Origin of the sequence: Streptococcus xiaochunlingii, assembly GCF_006385805.1 — a bacterium.
Lineage (GTDB): Bacteria > Bacillota > Bacilli > Lactobacillales > Streptococcaceae > Streptococcus > Streptococcus xiaochunlingii.
Window position 1 is genome coordinate 678576 of the sequence record NZ_VFSG01000001.1, and the last position, 22242, is coordinate 700817.

At 37.4% G+C, this 22242-nt stretch carries 20 protein-coding genes and 1 pseudogene; 1 reads left to right on the plus strand and 20 read right to left on the minus strand.

All coding sequences use genetic code 11. The features are described 5' to 3' along the window. Nucleotides 1-140: 140 nt before the first annotated feature. The 19 genes and pseudogenes from FJR71_RS03490 to FJR71_RS03580 form a co-directional block, all read right to left on the minus strand. Nucleotides 141-1799 (minus strand): glycosyltransferase family protein, encoded by a 1659-nt coding sequence (locus FJR71_RS03490; RefSeq protein WP_140814106.1) that lies wholly within the window; start codon nt 1797-1799, stop codon nt 141-143. Nucleotides 1800-1816: 17 nt separating this feature from the next. Beyond that, entirely contained in the window at nt 1817-2593 is a 777-nt protein-coding gene (locus tag FJR71_RS03495) for a glycosyltransferase family 2 protein (RefSeq protein WP_140814107.1), read from the minus strand. After that, on the minus strand, nt 2583-2939 hold the full coding sequence (locus tag FJR71_RS03500) for a DUF2304 domain-containing protein (RefSeq protein ID WP_140814108.1): 357 nt from the start codon (nt 2937-2939) through the stop codon (nt 2583-2585). The genes FJR71_RS03495 and FJR71_RS03500 overlap by 11 nt, the downstream gene beginning before the upstream one ends. Continuing rightward, nucleotides 2939-3655: a glycosyltransferase family 2 protein gene (locus FJR71_RS03505; RefSeq protein WP_048789143.1), complete on the minus strand. Its 717-nt coding sequence runs from the start codon at nt 3653-3655 to the stop codon at nt 2939-2941. The genes FJR71_RS03500 and FJR71_RS03505 overlap by 1 nt, the downstream gene beginning before the upstream one ends. A 28-nt stretch (nt 3656-3683) precedes the next feature. Next, nucleotides 3684-4676: a glycosyltransferase family 8 protein gene (locus tag FJR71_RS03510; protein WP_140814109.1), complete on the minus strand. Its 993-nt coding sequence runs from the start codon at nt 4674-4676 to the stop codon at nt 3684-3686. Beyond that, nucleotides 4676-6004, minus strand: a complete 1329-nt coding sequence (locus tag FJR71_RS03515) for a lipopolysaccharide biosynthesis protein (protein WP_140814110.1) — start codon at nt 6002-6004, stop codon at nt 4676-4678. Before FJR71_RS03515 ends, FJR71_RS03510 begins: the two co-directional genes overlap by 1 nt. Before the next feature lie 138 nt (nt 6005-6142). Then, nucleotides 6143-7192: an acyltransferase gene (locus FJR71_RS03520; protein ID WP_172605092.1), complete on the minus strand. Its 1050-nt coding sequence runs from the start codon at nt 7190-7192 to the stop codon at nt 6143-6145. A 59-nt stretch (nt 7193-7251) separates the two neighbouring features. Continuing rightward, entirely contained in the window at nt 7252-8103 is an 852-nt protein-coding gene (gene rfbD, locus FJR71_RS03525; protein WP_140814112.1) for a dTDP-4-dehydrorhamnose reductase, read from the minus strand. Nucleotides 8104-8168: 65 nt separating this feature from the next. Further along, on the minus strand, nt 8169-9095 hold the full coding sequence (locus FJR71_RS03530; protein WP_023023673.1) for a glycosyltransferase family 2 protein: 927 nt from the start codon (nt 9093-9095) through the stop codon (nt 8169-8171). A gap of 87 nt (nt 9096-9182) precedes the next feature. Continuing rightward, nucleotides 9183-10526: pseudogene (locus tag FJR71_RS03535) on the minus strand (DUF2142 domain-containing protein). A gap of 111 nt (nt 10527-10637) precedes the next feature. Continuing rightward, nucleotides 10638-11654, minus strand: coding sequence for a UDP-glucose 4-epimerase GalE (gene galE / locus FJR71_RS03540; protein ID WP_023023679.1), 1017 nt, complete (start codon nt 11652-11654; stop codon nt 10638-10640). 163 nt (nt 11655-11817) lie between these two features. Continuing rightward, nucleotides 11818-12888, minus strand: coding sequence for an ABC transporter substrate-binding protein (locus tag FJR71_RS03545; protein ID WP_140814113.1), 1071 nt, complete (start codon nt 12886-12888; stop codon nt 11818-11820). After that, the gene (locus FJR71_RS03550) at nt 12885-13658 is read right to left on the minus strand and encodes an ABC transporter permease (RefSeq protein WP_048687979.1); all 774 of its coding nucleotides are present in this window, start codon (nt 13656-13658) and stop codon (nt 12885-12887) included. Before FJR71_RS03550 ends, FJR71_RS03545 begins: the two co-directional genes overlap by 4 nt. Further along, on the minus strand, nt 13655-14461 hold the full coding sequence (locus FJR71_RS03555) for an ABC transporter permease (RefSeq protein ID WP_048687974.1): 807 nt from the start codon (nt 14459-14461) through the stop codon (nt 13655-13657). The genes FJR71_RS03550 and FJR71_RS03555 overlap by 4 nt, the downstream gene beginning before the upstream one ends. Beyond that, nucleotides 14442-15599: an ABC transporter ATP-binding protein gene (locus FJR71_RS03560; protein ID WP_048687968.1), complete on the minus strand. Its 1158-nt coding sequence runs from the start codon at nt 15597-15599 to the stop codon at nt 14442-14444. The genes FJR71_RS03555 and FJR71_RS03560 overlap by 20 nt, the downstream gene beginning before the upstream one ends. A 205-nt stretch (nt 15600-15804) precedes the next feature. After that, entirely contained in the window at nt 15805-16707 is a 903-nt protein-coding gene (murB, locus tag FJR71_RS03565; RefSeq protein WP_048687964.1) for a UDP-N-acetylmuramate dehydrogenase, read from the minus strand. A 133-nt stretch (nt 16708-16840) separates the two neighbouring features. Next, complete coding sequence (locus tag FJR71_RS03570) at nt 16841-17767, minus strand: hypothetical protein (protein WP_048687963.1); 927 nt, start codon at nt 17765-17767, stop codon at nt 16841-16843. Nucleotides 17768-17924: 157 nt separating this feature from the next. Beyond that, nucleotides 17925-18800 (minus strand): homoserine kinase, encoded by an 876-nt coding sequence (gene thrB, locus FJR71_RS03575; protein ID WP_048687960.1) that lies wholly within the window; start codon nt 18798-18800, stop codon nt 17925-17927. Between the two features lies 1 nt (nt 18801). Next, complete coding sequence (locus FJR71_RS03580; protein ID WP_048687957.1) at nt 18802-20088, minus strand: homoserine dehydrogenase; 1287 nt, start codon at nt 20086-20088, stop codon at nt 18802-18804. Nucleotides 20089-20334: 246 nt separating this feature from the next. Here FJR71_RS03580 and FJR71_RS03585 point away from each other — a divergent pair, with 246 nt between their 5' ends. Next, nucleotides 20335-21225: a polysaccharide deacetylase family protein gene (locus FJR71_RS03585; protein ID WP_140814114.1), complete on the plus strand. Its 891-nt coding sequence runs from the start codon at nt 20335-20337 to the stop codon at nt 21223-21225. Nucleotides 21226-21283: 58 nt separating this feature from the next. Here the strand turns inward: FJR71_RS03585 and FJR71_RS03590 are convergent, their stop codons facing one another. Next, on the minus strand, nt 21284-22240 hold the full coding sequence (locus FJR71_RS03590; RefSeq protein WP_048687951.1) for an ABC transporter permease: 957 nt from the start codon (nt 22238-22240) through the stop codon (nt 21284-21286). Between the last annotated feature and the right edge of the window lie 2 nt (nt 22241-22242).

Below are 22242 nucleotides of genomic sequence, written 5' to 3' on the forward strand. Positions count from 1 at the left end.
GCTTCAAAGATTATTAGTTAGATTAATCTTTGAAAGTGCATACTACTTTAATTATACTATAGTTTATTCAAAAAAGAAAAAGTCCTCTTAATATTGAGTAAAAAAAGCAGATCGATTCTGCTTTATATTGATTTTCTGTGTCATTCATTTATAAAATAGTTATTCTTTGTTTTAGTTCTTATATAAATTAACAAAAATATAAAAGTCGACAATAGTGAAATAAGAAATGAAAGTTTAGCTAACAAAGTATAGGAATAAGTCACTCTTAAGATATGAGTTCCCGGTGGGACTTCTACAGCAGTCGAAGACCATTCACTTAACGAACTCAATACTTTTTGACCATCTAAATATACTTTTTGACCTTTATAATAATAAACTGGAAGGTAAGCTATTTCTGTTTTGTTTTGACTATTAGTAAACTGGAAGGTAGCAGTACTAGCTGAATAAATACTCTGTTCACTATTAACCAACTGTTTACCTAGATAGATTTCGTGTTGAACAACTCTCCACCTTGAATCCTCTGGCATAATATTTGTTTTAGTTCCTTCACTTATTTCATTTGTATAATCCGGAACAAACACAGAATGTGTTAATTTATAATAATCATTCCTCTTTGATAATTCTCTAAAAGCAACTTTAACTGGCTCTTCAGCAAGAAAGTTACATGTCTTCATCACACTAAAAGTATTCATAAATATGGCTAGAATAATAAACGAAACATAAATATATTTCTTTAATTTTAAAAGAACAACAGCTAATAAATAAGATAAAAACACTGTTGTAAAGCCATTTAAACGCCACGGAAATTGTATTACTTTGAGCAAAGCTAAAGGGAATTTCTCCCAATTCACTAAACAAGTAGTAACTAAAAGTAAACATAAGCTAATTACAAAAAGTATACGCCACATTTTTTCTATATATCGAAATCTAATACAGATAACCACTACAGAAATAAAAAGAACAAGCCCAACTTGCTTATCTAATTGATTGGCTAAGTTAACCATAATCAACTGTTTAAAATTAAACAGTTGATTATTTAATGGAAAAGTAACTGGGGAAGACAACTTCGTAAATAGAATTTGTTCAATCAGAGGAACTATTTGAAATAATGACATCAAAGTACAAGATAATACTGAATTTATAAGAGCAATTATTCGCTTTTTTCTCTCATCAGCACAAATCAAAAAAATGAAAAGGTAAATTGTAAGTAAAAAGGTGGCTATAAAAACAGATAATAAATGAGAGTAAACAAGCAATGTCATACCAATAGATAACATCGGCCATTTTTTATAATCACCTTTAAAAACTTGGTATGCTCCTGCAAATATCAGGGGTAAAAACGCCATAGCTAAAATTTCACCTGTGGCAAACCTAATTAGAATATTATAACTACGATATGTACTAAATGTATATATAATTGCAAATAAGTAACCAACAATTTTTGAATTTGAAACACTAGTTGCTGAGTAAAAAGAAATAGATAATGTTATAAATGTTATGATAAACAGATAAATGTACCACGAAAACCATATACTATGAACAAAACTAAAAATTATATAAAAAGGATAGTAGATTAAAAATGGGTAAAAGAAATTAATCCCCTGACCACTATTGTAGAATGTTTTAAAATTAATTGGACTATCAAAAATATTTGACAAGCCTAGCATTCTATCCAAGTGAAAATGTAAATCATCACCATATAAACTTCCTTTTGAAAACAAAAAAGGAAAAATAAAAACAAGTGAAAACACTATCATGATCAAATAAGGTTTGACTCTATTAACGATATTATTTTTCATCTATTTTTATTTCTCCATCAATTATTCGTTTTTTGACTCTTCATATATTGTCTCATAAGCAACTTGGCGATCCAATTAGGCCAGAAGAGTTGGTACATGTATAGGTCTTCTTTACTACGAGTATTGTCTGCGATGGTTTTTGATGTTTCAGACTCTTCATGGATACGGTGGCACATAAGTTTGTCAGATACATAAGCAAAACGACCTTTATACTCACTAATCTTATACCATGCGTACCAATCCAAACTCACCCTCATTGCTTCATCAAAATAAAAATTCTTCAGATTTTCTCGATTATAAGTAACTGCTGGACAACAAATCGGATTTCCAAAGGCCATCACACGGTTACGCCAGAAATGACTTGCTGGAAAAAGATTCATGGTTTTTAACATTAATGACTTAATCTTCAGATTCATATTCGCAGGAATTCTATGGCCATCTTTTTCTTCAAAATAATCAGAATAGCCAATTAACACATCTGAACGCTTTTCCATCTTAGCCAAAACTTTCTCAGCATACTCTGGCTCATAATAATCGTCTTGATGGGCAATGGTAGCAAACTTTGTCTCTACAAAAGACATAGCATTGTTCCAATCCTTACCAATTCCTCCACCTTGCTTCGTATAAAATGGAATATCATAACGCTGACAAAGTTCCTGTATTGATTTCAGTGGTGTTGAACTGTAACAAATAATCTGTGATTGGAGGGTTTGTTCCTTCAAGGATTGAATACAGGCTTCTAAATATTCGCTTTCTCCATAAGCACAAATCACCCAGGTGTGATTATCTTTCATTCTTCTCCTCTTTCATTTCTATATGGCTTTTTAAAATAGACAACTCTTGAACCAAATGTTTCATCTTCTCTTTCTGTTTCGATAAGGTCATAGTTTGTAAAAAAGAAATAACTAAAAGGAAAAATATAGCTAGTGATAGTAAAAAATTCGAAGTCAATTCAAATCCAAGTAATCTAGCAAAATAACCAGGAATGACATCGAAAATGGAAATAATAATCATGAAAAAACTGATTACAATCCACATGAATGCCTGTTCAAATAGGATATTATTTTTGTTGATATTTCTGATGACTAGATAAAGGAAAAAGATTGAAGCTACCAACATAACAATAGATAATACTGACATTATTCACTCTCCCTCATAAAGGCTGCGATTAAAATGGATGAACATACTTCAAGCATGTAACGAATAGACTTGATAGGGGTGATCGAGGATACGCCACCTGTCCGTTCAAACATATTAGCAGGTTTTTCCACAACTTTATATTTACGTTTCAAAATATGAACAATTGTTTCAGGTTCTGGATACTTGATTGGGTAACGTCTAGCAAATTGTTTGATCACAACTTTGTCAGCTAATCGATATCCCGAAGTTGTATCTAAGACCCTTTGACCTGTTGTCCACTTAATCAAGTTAGAAATAACTCCTATACCAAAGCGTCTCATAAAAGTTGTCTGAAATTCTGATTTAACATCACCAACAAAACGAGATCCAATAACTAAGTCTGCTTCGTTTTTTCTAATTGGTTCTAGCAAATCTGACAGGGATTCGATATCATGCTGACCATCACCATCAAACTGAACAGCAACATCGTAATCATGCGCCAGTGCATATTTATATCCTGTTTGAACCGCACCACCGATTCCAAGATTCATCACGAGATGAACAGCATTAAAATGGTTCTCTTCAAGAATTTGTTTTGTCATATCTGTTGATCCATCATTGATAACCACATAGTCCAAATCAAAATCAACCTTCTTGCGGTAATTCAAGATGCTCGTTACCGTATCGAAAATACTTTCCTCCTCATTGTAGGCAGGAATTATCATTAATACTTTCATGTATTCTAATTCTTTCTGTTTTTAACGTCTATCTTTTATTTTTTTTGAGCTGTTTTTTTCGGTATTTCATAAATGCCGGTATCAACGAGTTAATAATCTTATATCTCAACATTGGAAAAGGTTTCATAATTATATTAAATGTCCTAAAACAAATAAAGTATAATTCCCAACCTGTTTCCATCGGAGATTTTGACCAAGGTGTAAGATTTTTGTACTCAAGATATTGCTTTCTTAGTTTATGGGTATTTCCCTTTCTCCAAGGACGTTCTTCTCCCAGATAATGAACAATAACTGGCTCTTTAATAGATTCTTTCAACTCTTTTTTACTAATAAACTCAGCAGGTAAAGAAAGTTTTTTTAACACCTTATAAGGGTAAAAGAAGTAAATATTGAAGAAATTATATTTTGGAGAAAAAACATAAATGTCATCCTTTAAAGATCCATTAATTGCATCTTGATCGTTAGCAAAAAGATTACCATCATGTTTTTTATAATATTCTAGAACTTTCTCTCCGAGTTTACGCTCTCTCCACTTCTCCAAATTAATAAGTAGGACCCCAGCGTTACAATACATTTGTTTTTCCAAACCTAAAAATTCTCTTCGTCCTGCGTCAACTGTAGATTCAGGCCCCATTCCGATTGAACGGTTACCCATATCTAATTTCCAAAGAGATTCCAAACTCTCCAATACCAAAGTATCACCATCTAAATACAAAATTCTATCGATATCTTCTGGTAAAAGCTTGTCAACTAAAAGGCGTGCCAACACAATTGGGGACCAACCATTTGTATCAAAATCAAAATCTATCAGACTCCTCAGATTAGGTAGAGTAATAAAATGAACTGAACGACCATAAAGTTTAGTGAATTCTTGTAGTTTTGATTTATTAGCCTCAGTGATATCGGTATTTAGTAAATAAATATTAATCTCATCCATTGATTTATTATTCTCAAAAATTGAACACATACATGTTGCAACTTGAGGAACAAAAGCGTTATTTAACGTAAATAGAATATTCATTAACTTCTCTTTCTTTTATCGTTATTATTTACCCAAATATAAATTATTATGCTAGTGCTAAAAAAGATAATCATTGAAATAAAAAATGACAATGATGCACCCAAAATACCTTCTCCCTTTACAAATGGTATTGTGATAAATTTGGCCACAATAAAGGTAGCAATGTATGCAATGACAAGATAGGCCTGCTTTCTAAAAATTGTCATAACGATATCAATAACAAGTGCCAACACATTAAGAATACCTCCCGCCAGAAGAATTGCAAAAGGCACTTTATATTCTACCAGGGATGTTCCGTAGACTAAACCTAATATCTCTGTACCTATTAGATAACCTAGACCAATAATGATTACCCCTAAAGCTGTCATAACAACAAACAAGAGACGAATTTGTTTAAAAAACAACTCATATTTCTGTTCATACCAATAAATCGATAATTGCGTCGTCAAAGGTCTTAAAATAAAAAATAAAAGGGATAAAACAAAGACAGGCATAAACAACACATTAAAGTCTCGCTGAATACCATTGGAAAAATGTCCCTGGGTTAAAAGCAAATCAATATCAATCTTAGCTTCATTATAGACGTAGGTAATTAAAAAACCATTTAGAAATAAAGGAAATGCTTCTCTTAAAATAGAAAATATACTACTCAAATCTTTTACTAATGAAGGGGAAAAACTTGTATTGAAATTCCTAATTGAAATTCTATAATCTAAGATAACTGTAAGTAATAAATTTATCAAACAGATAACGATACTAGAAATCATTAATGATTTCGTCAGTAACAAACTAAATCCAAAGACTATTATACAAATCCAACTTCGATAAAATTGGACTTTCCCTGCAAGATCAGAACGATTTTTTTGCTGAAAGTATCCTTGGAAAACGTCAGAATAAGCATCTATTGCACGATATAATACCAACAGTAATATTATTGCAGATTTATAAAAATCATACCCCTGAATAAATACATATCCAACAGAAGCTATTATCATCATTATTATTGTTACAATCCGCGTATTATGATAAGACCTAAATGAATATTTTTCCTGAATATCAGTAGATTGCATATTACGTATCTGGAAATATCCTAAAACAAAAAATTGTTGCCCCAAAGCATATGCAATACTAAAAATATCTGAATTATGTGAATCAAGTAATCTTGAAGCAAAAAGTAACAGTATAACTGAAATTAACGACGAAGAAGCTGTTCCAAATAAGTTCCAAACATAATTTTGTTTTGTAGAAACATTTAATGAGTCTTGATTTGAAATATTAATTTTTTTAAGTTTACTACTTTTAACCGAAACTTTATCCTTTGAAATCATAATTTCTCCTACAAATTACTTTCTCTTCATTATATAATACTATTTTTAAAGAGAGAAGGCTTATAGTTATATCGAAAAAAATACTTTGATACTACATTGTTAATAAAGAATATACATAGATTTTTTTCAATTAGCATTTTATTTACTACTTTTAATTGTTAGATTCTTAAATAAAGTTTGTATATATTTTAGAACATTTAATAATAAGTATGTTATTAATATGGATTGGCATAACAAAAAGAAAACAATCAAAGGAAATTTTGGTAAGATGCTTGCAAAATCTCCCCATTTCTCAACTATTTTAGGATACCAATATAAATCTCCTATCACAGATAGTAAATAAATAGGAAGAGTGTTCTTAGAGATAAATAAAACAACTTTTTGTAGCCACTTATTTTTAATATCGACTCGTAGTTGAATAACTGAATAAAAGATTAATGAAGACAATAGAAATACTGGAAGAACACCGTATTCTATTCCAAAACTAGATTCTGATATTACTGATAATCCTAAAACACTTAATACATCGAGAATTAAAATGACTAAAAAAAGTTCTTTTATGGTCGACCTCTTCTTAAAAGAAGCAATAAAAGCACCAACAAGATAATATGTAATAGGCCAGAGTCCTTTCCAATAATCAGGAATTAGGTGCGATACAATCATAAAAATTTGCTTATTGTTATTAAACAATGAAAGAGTAGCTGGGATAATAGTTAATAATACTAGAACACCTAATGCAATAGCTTGATTTCTACGATTATTAAATGATTTGAAACCTGCATTTAAAAATGGAATCATTATATATAACCCAATATACATATTTACATACCATGCATAGTGGCTAAAGGAAAATATATTTACTAGTAACTTACCAAGATAATCTATATTAAAAACTCTAACGTCGAAAAAAGTATAGATAGAAGCGGCAAGACAGTAAATTCCAATTACTGGTAGTAATTTTATAAAGTAAGTTTTACTATAAGTCTTATCTTTCATTAAATAACCTGTAGTCATGATAAATATGGGAACACAGGTCATAAAAATCATCCAAATAAAAGATGATAAAAATATACTTTTATAGGTATAGGAACGACCATAATAATTGGTATGAAGAAAAAAATGCACAGCTACTACAAATACTATTGCAATACATTTTAGTATATCTATATTTAGTTTTCGCTCTTTCATAAATCTCCTTATTGTATTACCGAATGAAAAGATGGTTTCGCACCATCTTTCCATTTTAATTATTTCACTTCTTGTTTATAAAATTCTTTTAAGGCATCTTGCCAAGTTGGAATGACAAACCCTGTTGCTTTCGCTTTTGCCAAGCTCATCGTTGAGTTAAGTGGACGTTTCGCCTTAGCTGGGAATTGGCTGGAATCCACTGGCTTCACTTCTACATCCATATCTTTGAGGATCTCAACTGCAAAGTCATACCAAGTTGTGTCTTCTTCTGCATCATTTGATAAGTGGTAATAACCATATTTTTTACGGTTTTCAGCCAAATAGGTCATAAATTCTGCAAGAGTACGTGTCCAGGTTGGACGACCATGTTGGTCATTAACAACTGTCAAAGTCTTGTGAGTCTTCGCTAGGTTTTGCATCGTAAAGACGAAGTTTTTACCATAATTTCCAAAGACCCAAGCTGTACGGATGATGTAGAAGTTAGATACATACTTCTCAACCAATTCTTCTCCCATGCGTTTTGTACGACCGTACTCTGTTTGGGGATTTGGTTGATCGTCTACTTCCCATTCTTGTCCAACTGGCTTATTCCCATCAAACACATAGTCCGTAGAAATATAGACTAGGGTTGCCCCATGTTTTTCAGACGCCTTCGCTACATTTTCCGTACCAGTCACGTTAATAGCATAGTCCAACTCTTTCCCTTCATCTTCAGCAGCATCAACGGCTGTATAGGCAGCACAGTGATAGACTAGAGTTGGGTTCACTTGCGCAAAAACCTCATCTACTTTCTCTGCATTTGTGATATCCATTTCAGCCACATCAACGGCTACATATTCTTCATTTCGCTCATCCAACAAATGGCGAAGTTCAGTTCCAAGTTGACCATTTGCTCCTGTAATTAAAATCATGTTAAATTCCTTTCATATGCTTTATCCTTATCATTATAGCAAAAAAAGCAGAAGTTTTCTGCTTTTTACTTGCTTTTCTCTTTGATGACATAGACTGGTCGATTCTTAGTTTCTAAAAAGATTTTACCAATATATTTACCCAAAATTCCAATGGTTAGCAATTGGAATCCTCCAAGAAAGAGAATCACAGTCATGAGGGATGGCCATCCAGAAGTTGGATCTCCAAATACTAGAGTTCGAATTACGATCAAGACCATCATTATAAAAGCTAAAATCCATGACAAAAGTCCACCGATAAAGGCAATATTTAAAGGTGCGTCTGAAAAATTAACAATCCCCTCAATAGAATATTTGAAGAGAGACCAAAAATTCCAAGAGGTTTCTCCGGCCACTCGCTCGACATTTTTATACTCTAAATACTCAGTCTCAAATCCAACCCAAGCAAAAATCCCCTTAGAAAATCGATTATACTCAGATAATTCGAGAATCGCATCGACCATCGGACGACGCATCAAACGAAAATCACGCGCTCCGTCAACCATTTCCACTTGGCTGATCTTATTGATCAATTTATAAAACATCCGTGCAAAGAAAGAACGAATCGGTGGTTCCCCATCACGGGTCACCCGACGGGTTCCGACACAGTCCAGATTTGACTGCTGATCCAATTTCTGCTTCATTTCAATCAATAACTCTGGCGGATCTTGTAGGTCCACATCCATAACGGTCACATAATCTCCTGTAGCATATTGAAGGCCAGCATATAAAGCAGCTTCCTTTCCAAAGTTACGTGAAAAAGATAGATAATGGGCACAAGGATTTAAGAGATTGAGTTCACGTAAAACATCTAAGGTTTTATCAGAAGACCCATCATTAATAAAAATATATTCAAATTCTTCTCCCATGGAGATCCGAACTCGTTCCATCTCTTCATAAAATAATGGAATCGATTCTTCTTCGTTAAAACATGGGACTACAACTGATATGGTCATTTAACTCTCTCCTTGATTTCTTCACCTTCTATTGTAACAAAAAACTAGAATAAACCCTAGTTTTTTATTATTTCAATCCTATTATGATTATGTTCTCAATTGATAAAACATGATTAAAACATAGTAGATAGAAGGGAGCAATGATAAATATAGAATTTGTCTTGCAGATTTTTCATCTAATTGACTCTTACCATTTGAAAAAGGAATCAGTAAAATTAGAAAAGAAATACCGTCCTTGAACACAATTAATTGCATCAGCCCCCACTTCTGTGACCTGCAAATAAAAATTAATAATAAAATTCCTAAAAATACCAATTTAGAGAAAAGATTATAAATCATGCGATATGATTTTTCAATCACAATACTATCTTTTTCTTGAATTCTAAAACTAGTAAACATACAAAATATGGAAAAGAATGAAATTGTAATTGGAACATGCATCATTTTTAAAAGATCGGAATAACCTAACTGAAATTCAAAATATGGAAAATTTATAATGCTTTCAAAAAAAGTTTTCATCGCTTTTAACGGATGAGCAAATATAAAACTCAACTGTCTGCCTTGATCAATATTCTTTGCCCCATAGTAAATTATATTCCCGTTTATATTTTTGATATTCAAATACCATAAAACTGTCAATAAGGCACAGTAAATTAAACTTCCACTTAACAAATAAATCTGGGATTTTGATAACCTAACCCTTTTAACACTAATGTAAATTAACGGTAAGTAAAGCGCTAGGATAGCTAATGCCGGCATTTTAGACATGACAACTAGAATGGAGCACAAGATTAAAGAAACAAATTCGCTCTTTTTAATTTCACTGTTAAGAGCTAATTTTTGATATAAGCTTATAATTTATGAAACAAATAGGAATATAAGGCCATAAGTAAGCGTACCAGCAGATATAGCTGTAAAGGATAAAATTACAGTTGGGATGGACCAGATGATTAAAAGAGTCGCCTTCCCAAATGGTATTTTTCGAATCGCTAATAAGAATAACCAAAAAACTGATAAAAATCCAACTAACCTTAAGAGTAAAAATGTATTGATAGTACTTAGGTTAAGTAACTTCGAAGTCCAAGCAGTTATAATATACGGGAAATATACTAAATGAGAATACACTGCTGCCATAGATCCATCCTTAGTGAGTACTTTTTCTTTGCTATCTGTTAGATTATTAAATTCACTCTTCCAATCTATACTTATTATCTTTTGACTCTCCTGCGCTAATGACTTAGAAATGATTGTCATTGATAAATGAATAAAGTCTTGTTCGCTTTGAGTAATATATCCCTCACTTTTGGAACTCAAATTATTCGAATAGGTAAGAACTCGAGCATAATGAACTTGTTCGTCATACCATGACATTGGATAACGTACAAATATAGATAGCAAACCAATCAAGATGATGAGGTATAGTTGAATCAAGTATATTGACTTGTACCTACTCTTTTCAATCTTTATAAATCCTATTATTCATACTTTTCCTTCCCTACTAGAACCATGTCTCCATACAAAATACAATCAGAATAATTGTGACTAACAATATCCATTTGGATGCTTACTCTGCCATCTCCAAGCATCTTGGCACATCCGATGAATATCAAATTGGGCACTCCATCCTAGTTCTTTGCGTGCTTTGGATGGATTTGCATAACAGGTTGCGATATCCCCTGGTCGTCGATCAATAATCTTGAATGGAATTGTTTTTCCTACAACCTTCTCCATATTTTGAATAATTTCTAATACAGAGTAGCCCCGACCCGTACCCAGATTATAAATATTTAACCCAGAGTCGTTGGAAAGTTTTTTCAAAGCAGCAACGTGGCCTTTTGCCAGGTCAACTACGTGAATATAATCGCGTACACCAGTTCCATCAGGTGTTGGATAATCGTTCCCAAATACATTAACAGACTCTAACTTTCCTACTGCTACTTGTGTTACATATGGTAATAGGTTATTAGGAATACCATTTGGATTTTCACCAATATTCCCGCTTTCATGAGCCCCAATTGGATTAAAATAACGTAACAATACAATATTCCATGTAGAATCCGCTTTGTAAATATCCTGAAGGATTTCTTCAGTCATAAGTTTTGTTCTACCATATGGATTTGTAACAGATAATGGAAAATCTTCCAAGATAGGAACTGTATGTGGATCTCCATAAACAGTTGCTGATGAACTAAAGATGATATTTTTACATTGAACTTCTTTCATGACCTGAAGTAAAGTCAATGTTCCACTAATATTATTTTCATAATAAGTGAGTGGGATTTGTACTGATTCTCCAACCGCTTTTAATGCAGCAAAATGGATCACACCAGTCGGTTTTTCTTTTAGAAAAATTTCTAGAAGTTTTGATTTATTTCGAATATCTTCATGATAAAAAGTTATCGATTTTCCAATGATTTTTTCTACTTCTTGTATACTTTTCTCATTACTATTTACTAAATTGTCTATAATCACAACTTCATGACCTGCATTGACCAATTCAATAATAGTGTGGGAACCAATAAAACCCGCTCCACCAGTTACTAATATTTTATGCTGCATGTAATCTATCTCCCGACTGAATCAACTTTTTTTCATTATCCCACAATTAAAAAAAAATTTCAAAATTTTTCCTATAATAATTTTCTTCTTTTCACACAAAAAAGCAAGTTTTAATCCGGTTTTTACCGGTAAAAACTTGCTTTAGCTTTTGTAGAATTTTATCCTACTTCCGATACATCTTCACTTGTAGGTAGAGGTCGTTATAGACACCCAACCACTTCTTCCCAAGTTGTTCATAGACTTCTAAGTTCTTTAGCGTGTCATCACTTGGGTAGAAGGCCTGGTCCTCTTGGACCTCTTTTGGTAGCATCTTCTTAGCTACTTTGTTCGGTGTGGAATAACCGACATAGAGAGCGTTCTTATATGCATTTTCTGGGCGAAGCATGAAGTTGATAAAGGCATAAGCTGCTTCTTTATTCTTCACGGTCTTTGGAATGACAATATTATCAAACCAAAGGTTGCTGGCTTCTGATGGGACGACGTAACGAAGGTCCTCATTGGCATCCAGCATTTGACGAGCTTCACCAGAGAAGGTCACCCCAATAGCCGCATTGTTCTGGATCATGTATCCTTTCATTTCATCGGCTACAAGGGCCTTGATATTAGGCATCAAGGTATAAAGCTTATCGACAGACTCTTGCAATTGCTGAGGATCCTTGGAGTTGAGGCTGTAGCCTAAGCTATTGAGTCCAATCCCCATGACCTCACGCGCCCCATCGTACATCATAATGTCATTCTTGTACTCTGGTCTCCATAGATCAGCCCAGTGTTCTGGAGCCTTGTCGACCATCTTGGTGTTGTATATGATACCAAGGGTCCCCCAGAAGTAAGGAACTGAGTACTGATTGTCCGGATCAAAATCCAGGTTCAAGAAGCGTGGGTCGATATTGTCTAAGCCTTTCAGTTTAGACTTATCTAATTTTTCAAGCAGATTCTCGTCCATCATCTTGGCGATCATGTATTCACTTGGAATCGCTATATCGTAAGCTGTTCCCCCTTGCTTGATCTTGGTGTACATGGCTTCATTGGAATCAAAGGTATTGTATTGGACTTGAATGCCTGTCTCCTTGGTAAATTCCTTAAGCAATTCTGGATCGATATAGTCTCCCCAGTTGTAGATGACCAGCTTGTCACTGTCTTTTGGATTGGTCTTGGCTTCAAGACGGGCACTTAACCCTGCTAAAACAAGGATGACCACGACAATCCCTAGCAAGAATGAATAGAGTTTTTTCATACTGTCTCCTCCTTCTCTCTAGTGATGAAGTAATAGCCGACCACCAGTAAGATACTGAAGAGGAAGACCAAGGCAGAAAGGGCATTGATATTCAATGAAATCCCTTGACGAGCCCGTGAGTAGATCTCAACAGACAAGGTTGTAAAGCCGTTCCCTGTGACAAAGAAGGTCACCGCAAAGTCATCCAAGGAATAGGTAAAGGCCATAAAGTAACCAGCGATGATGGCAGGTGTCAAATAAGGAAGCATGATTTCCTTCAACATCTGTACCTGAGTAGCTCCTAGGTCATAGGCCGCATTGACCATATCACGGTTCATTTCCTTCAAGCGTGGCAAGACCATCAAGACCACGATTGGAATAGAAAAGGCCACGTGACTCATCAAGACAGAGGCAAAGCCCAGCTGGAACTTGATGGTCGTAAAGAGGATCAGGAAGCTAGCGCCGATCATCACGTCAGGTGCCACCATAAGGATGTTATTGATGGACAAAAATGGTCCTTCAAACTTCTTCTTAGACTGGTAAATGTAGATCGCCCCAAAGGTCCCAATAATGGTCGCAATCAAGGCTGACAAGAAGGCTAAGAGGAAGGTCTGTGAGAGGATCAACATGAGACGCGTATCCTCAAAGAGACTCTGGAAATGCTCCAAGGTAAAGCCTGTAAAAGCATTCATATCCCCGCCAGCATTAAAGGCATAGGCAATCAAGTAGAAGATTGGCAGATAAAGGAGAAGGAAAATCAATCCTAAATAGATACGTGAAATCTTTTTCATCGTTCACTCCTTTCTCTCGTTACCCACATGACTAAGAGCATAGCAAGGATCAAGACTACCCCAATGGTGGATCCCATTCCCCAGTTTTGCGTCGTAAGGAAGTGCTGCTCGATGGCAGTCCCCAGGGTAATAACTCGGTTTCCTCCAATCAAACGCGTCAACATGAAGAGACTCAAACTTGGAATAAAGACTGACTGGACACCGGAGCGAACCCCGTTCATAGACAGTGGAAAGACAACCCGACGGAAGGTATCCCACTTGTTAGCTCCTAGGTCATAGCTGGCATTGATGAGGTTTGGATCCAAATCATCCAAGACATTGAAGATAGGAAGGATCATAAAAGGCAACTCAATGTAACTAGCAACAAAGATGAAAGAAAAGTCCGTAAAAAGGATCTGTTGCGGACCGATTCCGATGAAACTCAAGAATTGGTTAATAGATCCCCCTTGACCAAAGATCCCGATAAAGGCATAAGCCTTGAGCAAGAGGTTGACCCAGGTCGGAAGGACAATCAGCATGAGCCAGAGTTGGCGGTGCTTAAGCTGGGTCAAAAAATAAGCTGTCGGGTAAGAAATCAAGAGCGTCACAAAGGTGACGATTCCAGCATAGAGAATGGAGTTAAAACTCATCTTGAGGTAGGTCCAATTCTGCGCTGTAAAAAAGGTTTGGTAGTTCTCTAAGGAACCCTGTCCCTGGACATTGACAAAGGATTGCCAAATAATCAAAACTACAGGAGCCAAGACAAAGAGGAGGATCCAGAGAAAGTAGGGAACCACAAAGAGGTTAGAGGTTGTTTTCTTCATCTCTTTCCTCCTCGATGGCATTGATCAATCCAGCTTCTTGCTCTTCCACTTCGACGTACTCTTCGATCCGAGCATCAAACTCTTCTTCCGTTTCATTGAGACGCATGACGTGGATATCTTCTGGCTCAAAGTCCAGACCGATTTCCTCTCCTACGATAGCCTTACGGGTTGAGTGAATCATCCACTCATTACCCAATTCATCATAGGCGATGATCTCATAGTGAACCCCACGGAAGAGTTGGGTATCTACTTTCACCTGGAGCTTACCTTCTTCGGGCAGGGTGATTCGCAAGTCTTCGGGACGAATGACGACTTCGACCGGTTCGTTTGCTCTCATCCCTCCATCGACCGACTCAAAGCGTTTGCCGTTGAACTCTACTAGATAGTCCTCTATCATGATCCCTGGAAGGATATTGGACTCACCGATAAAGGTCGCAACAAAATGGTTAATGGGCTCATCGTAGATATCAACTGGCGTTCCTGATTGGACGATTTCTCCTTCGTTCATGACAAAGATCCAGTCACTCATCGCTAGCGCTTCTTCCTGGTCGTGGGTTACAAAAACAAAGGTAATACCCAAGCGTTGTTGCAATTCACGGAGCTCATACTGCATGTCAGTCCGTAACTTCAAATCAAGGGCAGACAAGGGCTCATCCAAGAGGACTACTCGCGGTTCATTGATAATCGCCCGTGCAATGGCTACCCGCTGGCGTTGACCACCAGAAAGTTTCTGGATGGACCGTTTCTCAAAGCCTCCCAATTGCACCATCTTGAGGACTTCTGTTACTCGTCTCTCGATTTCAGACTTGTCAACTTTCTTCAAACGGAGAGGGAAAGCAACATTCTCAAACACATTCATATGTGGGAAAAGGGCATAGGATTGGAAGACGGTATGGACGTCCCGTTTATTGGTCGGTACATCATTGATCCGAACACCATCCAAGAGGACATCTCCTGTCGAAGCGTCTAACAAACCAGCAATGATGTTCAGAATCGTTGATTTACCAGATCCTGAAGCACCGAGGAGGGTATAGAATTTCCCTTCTTCCAACTCAAAGTTGATGTCTTTGAGAACCACTGTATCACTGTCTTCAAATACTTTTGAGACATTTCTAAACTCAATAATTGGTTTTTTCAATTCACATAAATTCCTTCTTTTTCATGCGTTTCCTTCTGAGACCAACCATTAGTCTCATAGGCTGACGAGCAGACTCGTCAGGCCACCAACACCTCTCGGGGACTTATAAGACTGCCCCACCTATTTTCGGTATCGATAGGCACTCACCCCCCTTCTAAAGTAGGAAGGGTCTACCCTAGAGTAGCCCCTATTCCATCTCGAACCGTTAAACTTTCCCAATAATACGGACTTCTCGCTCCAAGGTCACCCCAGCTGATTTTTCAACTGTCGCAATGACATGGGCAATCAAGTCTTCATAATCTTTGGCAGTACCATGATCAACGTTAATCATAAAGCCGGCATGCTTTTCAGAAACCTCCACACCACCAACTCGATGCCCTTTCAGTCCTGCTTCACTGATCAATTGACCCGCAAAGTGCCCGACTGGTCGTTTAAAGACCGAACCACAAGACGGGTATTCGAGGGGTTGTTTCATCTCTCTCAAATGCGTCAAACGAGCCATTTCTTGATCGATCTGATCATAATTACCAGGTGCTAAGGCAAACTTAGCCGAAATCACTACGTCACCGGTTTCTTGGATCTTGGAATGGCGATAGCCAAAAGCTAATTCTTCTACTGTTAAGGTTTTAATTTCTCCTTCTGGCGTCAAGACCTTACACGATTGGAGAATATGGGCAATCTCACCACCATAGGCGCCAGCATTCATATAGACTGCTCCACCGATGCTACCTGGAATCCCACAAGCAAATTCAAAGCCTGTTAAGCTATGGTATCGGGCTACATGAGTCACATCGATGAGCTTAGCTCCTGCCTCTGCTTCAATCACATAGCCATTGACACGGATGTCATGGAAATGATCAAACATGATCACAAAACCTTCAATCCCACCGTCACGGACGATAATATTGGAAGAATTCCCCAAGACCATCCAAGGAATTTCCTGAGCATTAGCAAAGGTGACAATTCGTTTTAATTCATATTGATTGCGAGGGAAGGCTAAATAATCTGCCGCTCCTCCAACCTTGGTATAGGTATATTGTTTAAGTGGCTCATTGAACAAAATTTCAATACCAGCCAACTCCTCTTTGATTTGCTTTAGGATTTCCATCTCACAACTCTCTTCTATACGTTATCTTATCCATTATAACAAAAACCAGCTCACTTTTCGACTCAGAAGTAAAAAAACAGAAGCAGTCAAAGGACCGATTCTGTTTTAATTTTTTTAAACAATTGTTAATTTATTAGCCAATCTTACGTGCAATGCCACGTGATTTTTGAGTAGACAAGGCTGAGCTAATCGCTCCCCATGCTCCAATACCCGTAAATACAGCCAGCAAGAGGAAGTTAATGAAATATTCTTGTGGAGCATCCCCATTTAAGACTGTCGCGTTAACCGCATCAAAAGAATCAGCGAAGCTCAATTCATATTCACTCATAAGATGTAGAGTATAGTCAAATTGGTGAACTAATACAATGGTCAACAACATCAGAACTGTTGAGATCACAGCACCTTTTTTGCTAAATTTCTTTCCTAAGATCTCATAACCTTTGACAACGCAGACACCCAGAACCAGGCCAGCGATATAGGATACATAGCCCATACGAGCGATAAATAGTGCTACTGCCCCTCCAATAATGGCCCCAATAAAAGCTCCTACTGTTCCAATAAGAACATTTTCTTTCTGACTATTATACGAATCGGTTTCGATCTTTAGTTGAGTACTTAACTCTTTAAAGCATTCTTCGTTCATCAAGAAGAGGGAGTCATCGATTTGGTAGAGACCAACCGGTCCTTTTTCACCAGAGTAGCCACAAACAGTGTAGAATCCATTGGTTTGTAGGAATTGCAATATTTCTGTTAAGGCTTGACGAATGTTTTCAATTGTTTTTGCTTTAGTCATTCCAGCTTTAGCAGTGAAAGTTGTGACATATTGGTTGAGGCTAATGCTCTTCAAAACAGAAGAGTCTTTCACCATTTGATGCAATTGAGCAGCTGCTTCTTCTGCATCATCACGCGACACAGAAAGCGCAATGGTAAAAACATTTTTTGTGTCTGTTTCTCTCAGTAAGAAGAAATAGCCAGAGTTTTCCCCATAAATAGATGATGTTTCAGGATCATACTGGAATCCAAGTTCCGTAGCAAGTTGATGACGTTCAAAGTCTTTCATTAGAATTACAATCTCCTTTACAATTCTATCTATCTTTCGAATAATTGTTTATTATCCTAAAATAATTTGATAGACAAATGATTTATAGAACTATTTTATCATAGATAAATAAAATTAGATAGACTAATTTAGCCTATCTAATCATTTTTTTATTAAATCAAGATTCGCTGTTCTCTACCTTCACACCAGTTGTGTCAATATTTAAAGAAAAGACCTGACCATTTAAGCCCTTAGATTTTAAGTCTTTGGCAAAGGCTTCTGCATGTTCAACAGGGAGCAAGGTCATAATAGTTGGACCTGCACCAGAAAGGTAAGTGGCATAAGCATCGTGTTGATGTGCAACTTCTTTCACCTGAGGGAACTCTGCAACCAACTGTTGGCGGTAGCGTTCATGGAAGCGATCTGCTTCAATAGCTTTTCCTGCGACTCTCAAGTCTCCCTTAGCAAGGGCAGCAATGGCCACGTTTGCGATTGAACTAGCTGCAACAGCCTCCTTATAAGTCCACTCACTTGGAAGGACATTTCGGCTATCACTGGTCTTGAGTTCGTAATTCGGAACAAAGGCTACCAAAGCACATTCAGGGAAGGGAAGGACCAAATGATTGGTCTGCTGATCCACATAGCTCGCTACGACCAGATTTCCAAAAATGGCTGGCGCTACGTTATCTGGATGGCCTTCGATTTTTGTCGCAATTTCTAGTTTATCTTCATCACTTAGGGATAATTTGCCCAGTTGATTGGCCAACTCAATCCCCGCTACGATAACAGAGCTGGATGACCCCAAACCACGCGCCAAAGGCACTTCACTGGTCATCTTGAGACGATGAGGAGGCATATCTGGCGCAACTTGGAGAGCAGTTTGAAGCAAGAGATTCTCTTCATTGCTTGGTATCTCCTCCCCCAAGTCATGTTCAATCCACCAGTTTTCTTGCGCTTCTAGCACATCAATGGTCAAATAGCGAGTCACGGCAATCCCAACAGAATCAAATCCTGGACCGACATTGGCACTGGTCGCTGGTACTGTAATTCTCATCTTATTCTCCCAATACTTTAAAGGTATTCAACAAGGTGAAGTCAGCTTCGGCATCAATTTTCTCAATGATATGGTGCAATTGTGTTTGATTCAATTGGTGAGTGATAATCACAACACGAGCCACAGAATCTTTGGCACCTGCTTGGAGAACCTGCTTAAAGGAAACATCTTCTTGGTTGAAAATTTGTGCCAACTTGAGCAATTGTCCCTTCATATCTGGAGTTTGAATAGAGAAGTAATAATCACTCTTCACATCTTCTGGTTTAGCCAACTGCACAGGACGGCTGTATTCGTTAAAGGCTTTTCCAATTGTTCCCTCATTGAGGCGACGAACAATGCGAATAATGTCAGCGACTACACTAGTGGCTGTTGGTTTTTGACCTGCTCCAGGACCATAGTACATGGATTCCCCGATTCCAATAGACTCCACATAAACGGCATTCATGACACCATTCACGCCAGCTAGTGGGTGTGCTTTTGGTAAGAAGGTTGGAGTTACTTCTGCTGAGAGACCTGAAGGAGTTTCTTCGATAGATCCCACCAATTTGATTACATAGCCTAAACTTTGAGCCACAGCAACATCCTCAGGAGTAATGTTGCGGATCCCCTTATGACCTACTTGGTCAAATTGGACGTTCATCCCAAAAGCAAATTGGCTCAAAATCACCATTTTGTAGGCTGCATCAATCCCATCTACGTCATTGGTTGGGTCACTTTCCGCATAGCCCAACTCTTGAGCCTTAGCTAAAGCATCTTCATAAGACCAGCCCTCTTCGACCATCTTGGTCATCATAAAGTTGGAGGTTCCATTGACCACACCGAGGACACGAGTCACCTTATCTGCAGCGAGAGAGTTAACCAAGGTCCGAAGAATTGGAATTCCACCAGCTACTGCTGCTTCATAATAGAGGGCAATGCCATGCTCCTTGGCAATCGCAATCAACTCAGCTCCATGAACTGCAAGCAAATCTTTATTAGCTGTTACGACATGTTTTCCAGCTTGAAGAGCACGTGTAATAAAGGTCTTAGCTGGCTCAATTCGACCCATCAATTCAACAACGATGGCAATGTCTTTGTCTTCAATGATCTCATCAACATTGGTCACAAAGTTATAGTCATGACCAGCAGCTAATAAGCGGGCTTTCTCTTCTTCATCTTTGACAAGAACTTTAGCTACTTCAATTTCAGACTGAGCAGCTTGGAAGATCTTATCACCATTTTCTTTTAATAGAAACGGCACACCACTTGCTACCGTCCCAAATCCTAGTAAGGCAATTTTTACAGACATGTTGGTCTCCTTAAAATCTAATATAGTCTATTATATCAAAAACTAGCCCCTTCTGACTAGTTCTATGGTTCTCTTCCACTAGAAGAATACTTCATTTTCAGATTTAAACCTCCACATCAACTCACTAGCAAACCATGCCTTCAAAAGTCAAGGAGATTTCCCAAAATTTTACTCTATTTGTTACTTTGTCTTGAAGAGATTTCCTGCCCCTATGATATAATGATAATGAATTAGAAAGGGGTCTCTATGAATCACCGAAAAAGACGTGTCCCAAAGAAAATACGATTGCTACTAATTTTAAATGCTTTTCTGCTATCCTGCATCTTTATTTTAGGCTTTCTCCTATTAAAACGAGCTACTAGTACTCCCGTTGCTGACAAGCAAGAAACAAATACAAGTCAGACTGTGAATCAGCAAGGCTCCACCACTAAATGGGTAAAACAAGATCAACCTGTAAAAATTCCAATTCTCATGTACCACGCTGTTCACACGATGGCTCCCTCTGAAGAAGCCAATGCCAATCTCATCGTGGCACCAGAAACTTTTGAGAGTCATCTCAAAGCTCTTAAAGAAGCCGGTTACTATACCTTGACGCCTGAAGAAGCTTATCGGGCACTTACTAAAAATGAACTGCCTGAAGGGAGAAAAGTCGTTTGGTTAACCTTTGATGATGGAATTGCAGACTTCTATACCATTGTCTATCCTCTCCTAAAAAAATACCAAATGACCGCAACCAACAATATCATTACTTCCTTTTCTGACGAAGAAAGACCCAGTGTTTTAACCTTCGATCAGATCAAAGAAATGAAAGCGCAAGGTATGACCTTTGAAAGTCATACGGTATCTCACCCAGACTTGGCTCAATCAGATAGCTCTCGTCAGGAATCTGAACTCGCAAATTCCAAACAAGTACTAGATAAGAAACTCCATCAAACCACTACCACCATTGTTTACCCTTCCGGCCGCTACTCTGATCTCACCATGGAACTAGCAAAAAACAATGGCTACAAAATGGGCTTAACGACCAATAATGGACTAGCCAGTCTAGACGATGGCCTCTACTCACTAAAACGCCTGCGGATCTTACCGACTACGACAGCAGAAAACCTACTTGCCGAAATGCAACCTTATCCATAAACATGTAAAAAGCACGAGTCCGAATGACTCGTGCTTTCTTTCTCCATAATGGAGGCTTTTATTTCGATTTGATGTAGTTCACACCATCTGCTTTCGGAGCAACCGACTTACCAAAGAAGGCTGCTAAGACGATGATGGTCAACACATACGGAGCAATACGGAGGTACACTCCTGGGATGTGGGCAAGGAAAGGAATCTGCGTAGACACAACCGCCAAGGCTTGTGAAAGTCCAAAGAATAGACTTGACAGCATGGCTCCGATTGGGCTCCATTTACCAAAGATCATTGCCGCTAGGGCGATAAATCCAGGTCCCACAATGGTAGTGGCAGAGAAATTGACAGAAGCAGATTGTGCATACAAGGCACCCCCAACTCCTCCTAAGAATCCAGAGATGAGCACACCATAGTAACGCATGAGGTAAACATTGATACCGAGAGTATCCGCAGCTTGAGGATGTTCACCAACTGAGCGAAGGCGAAGACCAAATTTCGTTTTAAACATGATAAACCATGCTACAAATGAAAATGCAATCGCTACATATCCCATTAAGCTAGTATTCTTAAAGAAGATATCGCCAATAACAGGAATATCAGACAAGAAAGGAAAATCAAATTTACCAAATGATAAATCGATATTGTTGGTTTGACCTTTTCCGTAGATGGCTTTTACCAAGAAGACGGCTAAGGCAGGAGCCAACAAATTCAATACCGTACCACTCACCACATGGTCAGCACGGAAGTTAATAGTCGCTACCGCATGGATGGCAGAGAAAATAAGACCAACCAAACCTCCTGCAAGGAGAGAAAGCCAGATTGTCATGCCTCCAAGAGAGCCAGCAAAAGTCAAGTTAAACACGACTCCTGTGAAAGCTCCCATAACCATGATTCCTTCCAAACCGACATTAACGACACCAGCATGTTCGGAGTAGGCACCTCCGATACTAGTGAAAATGAGGGGAGCAGCATAGACTAGCATATTCGATACAAGAATCGTTAGTATAGCAACAATATTCATCC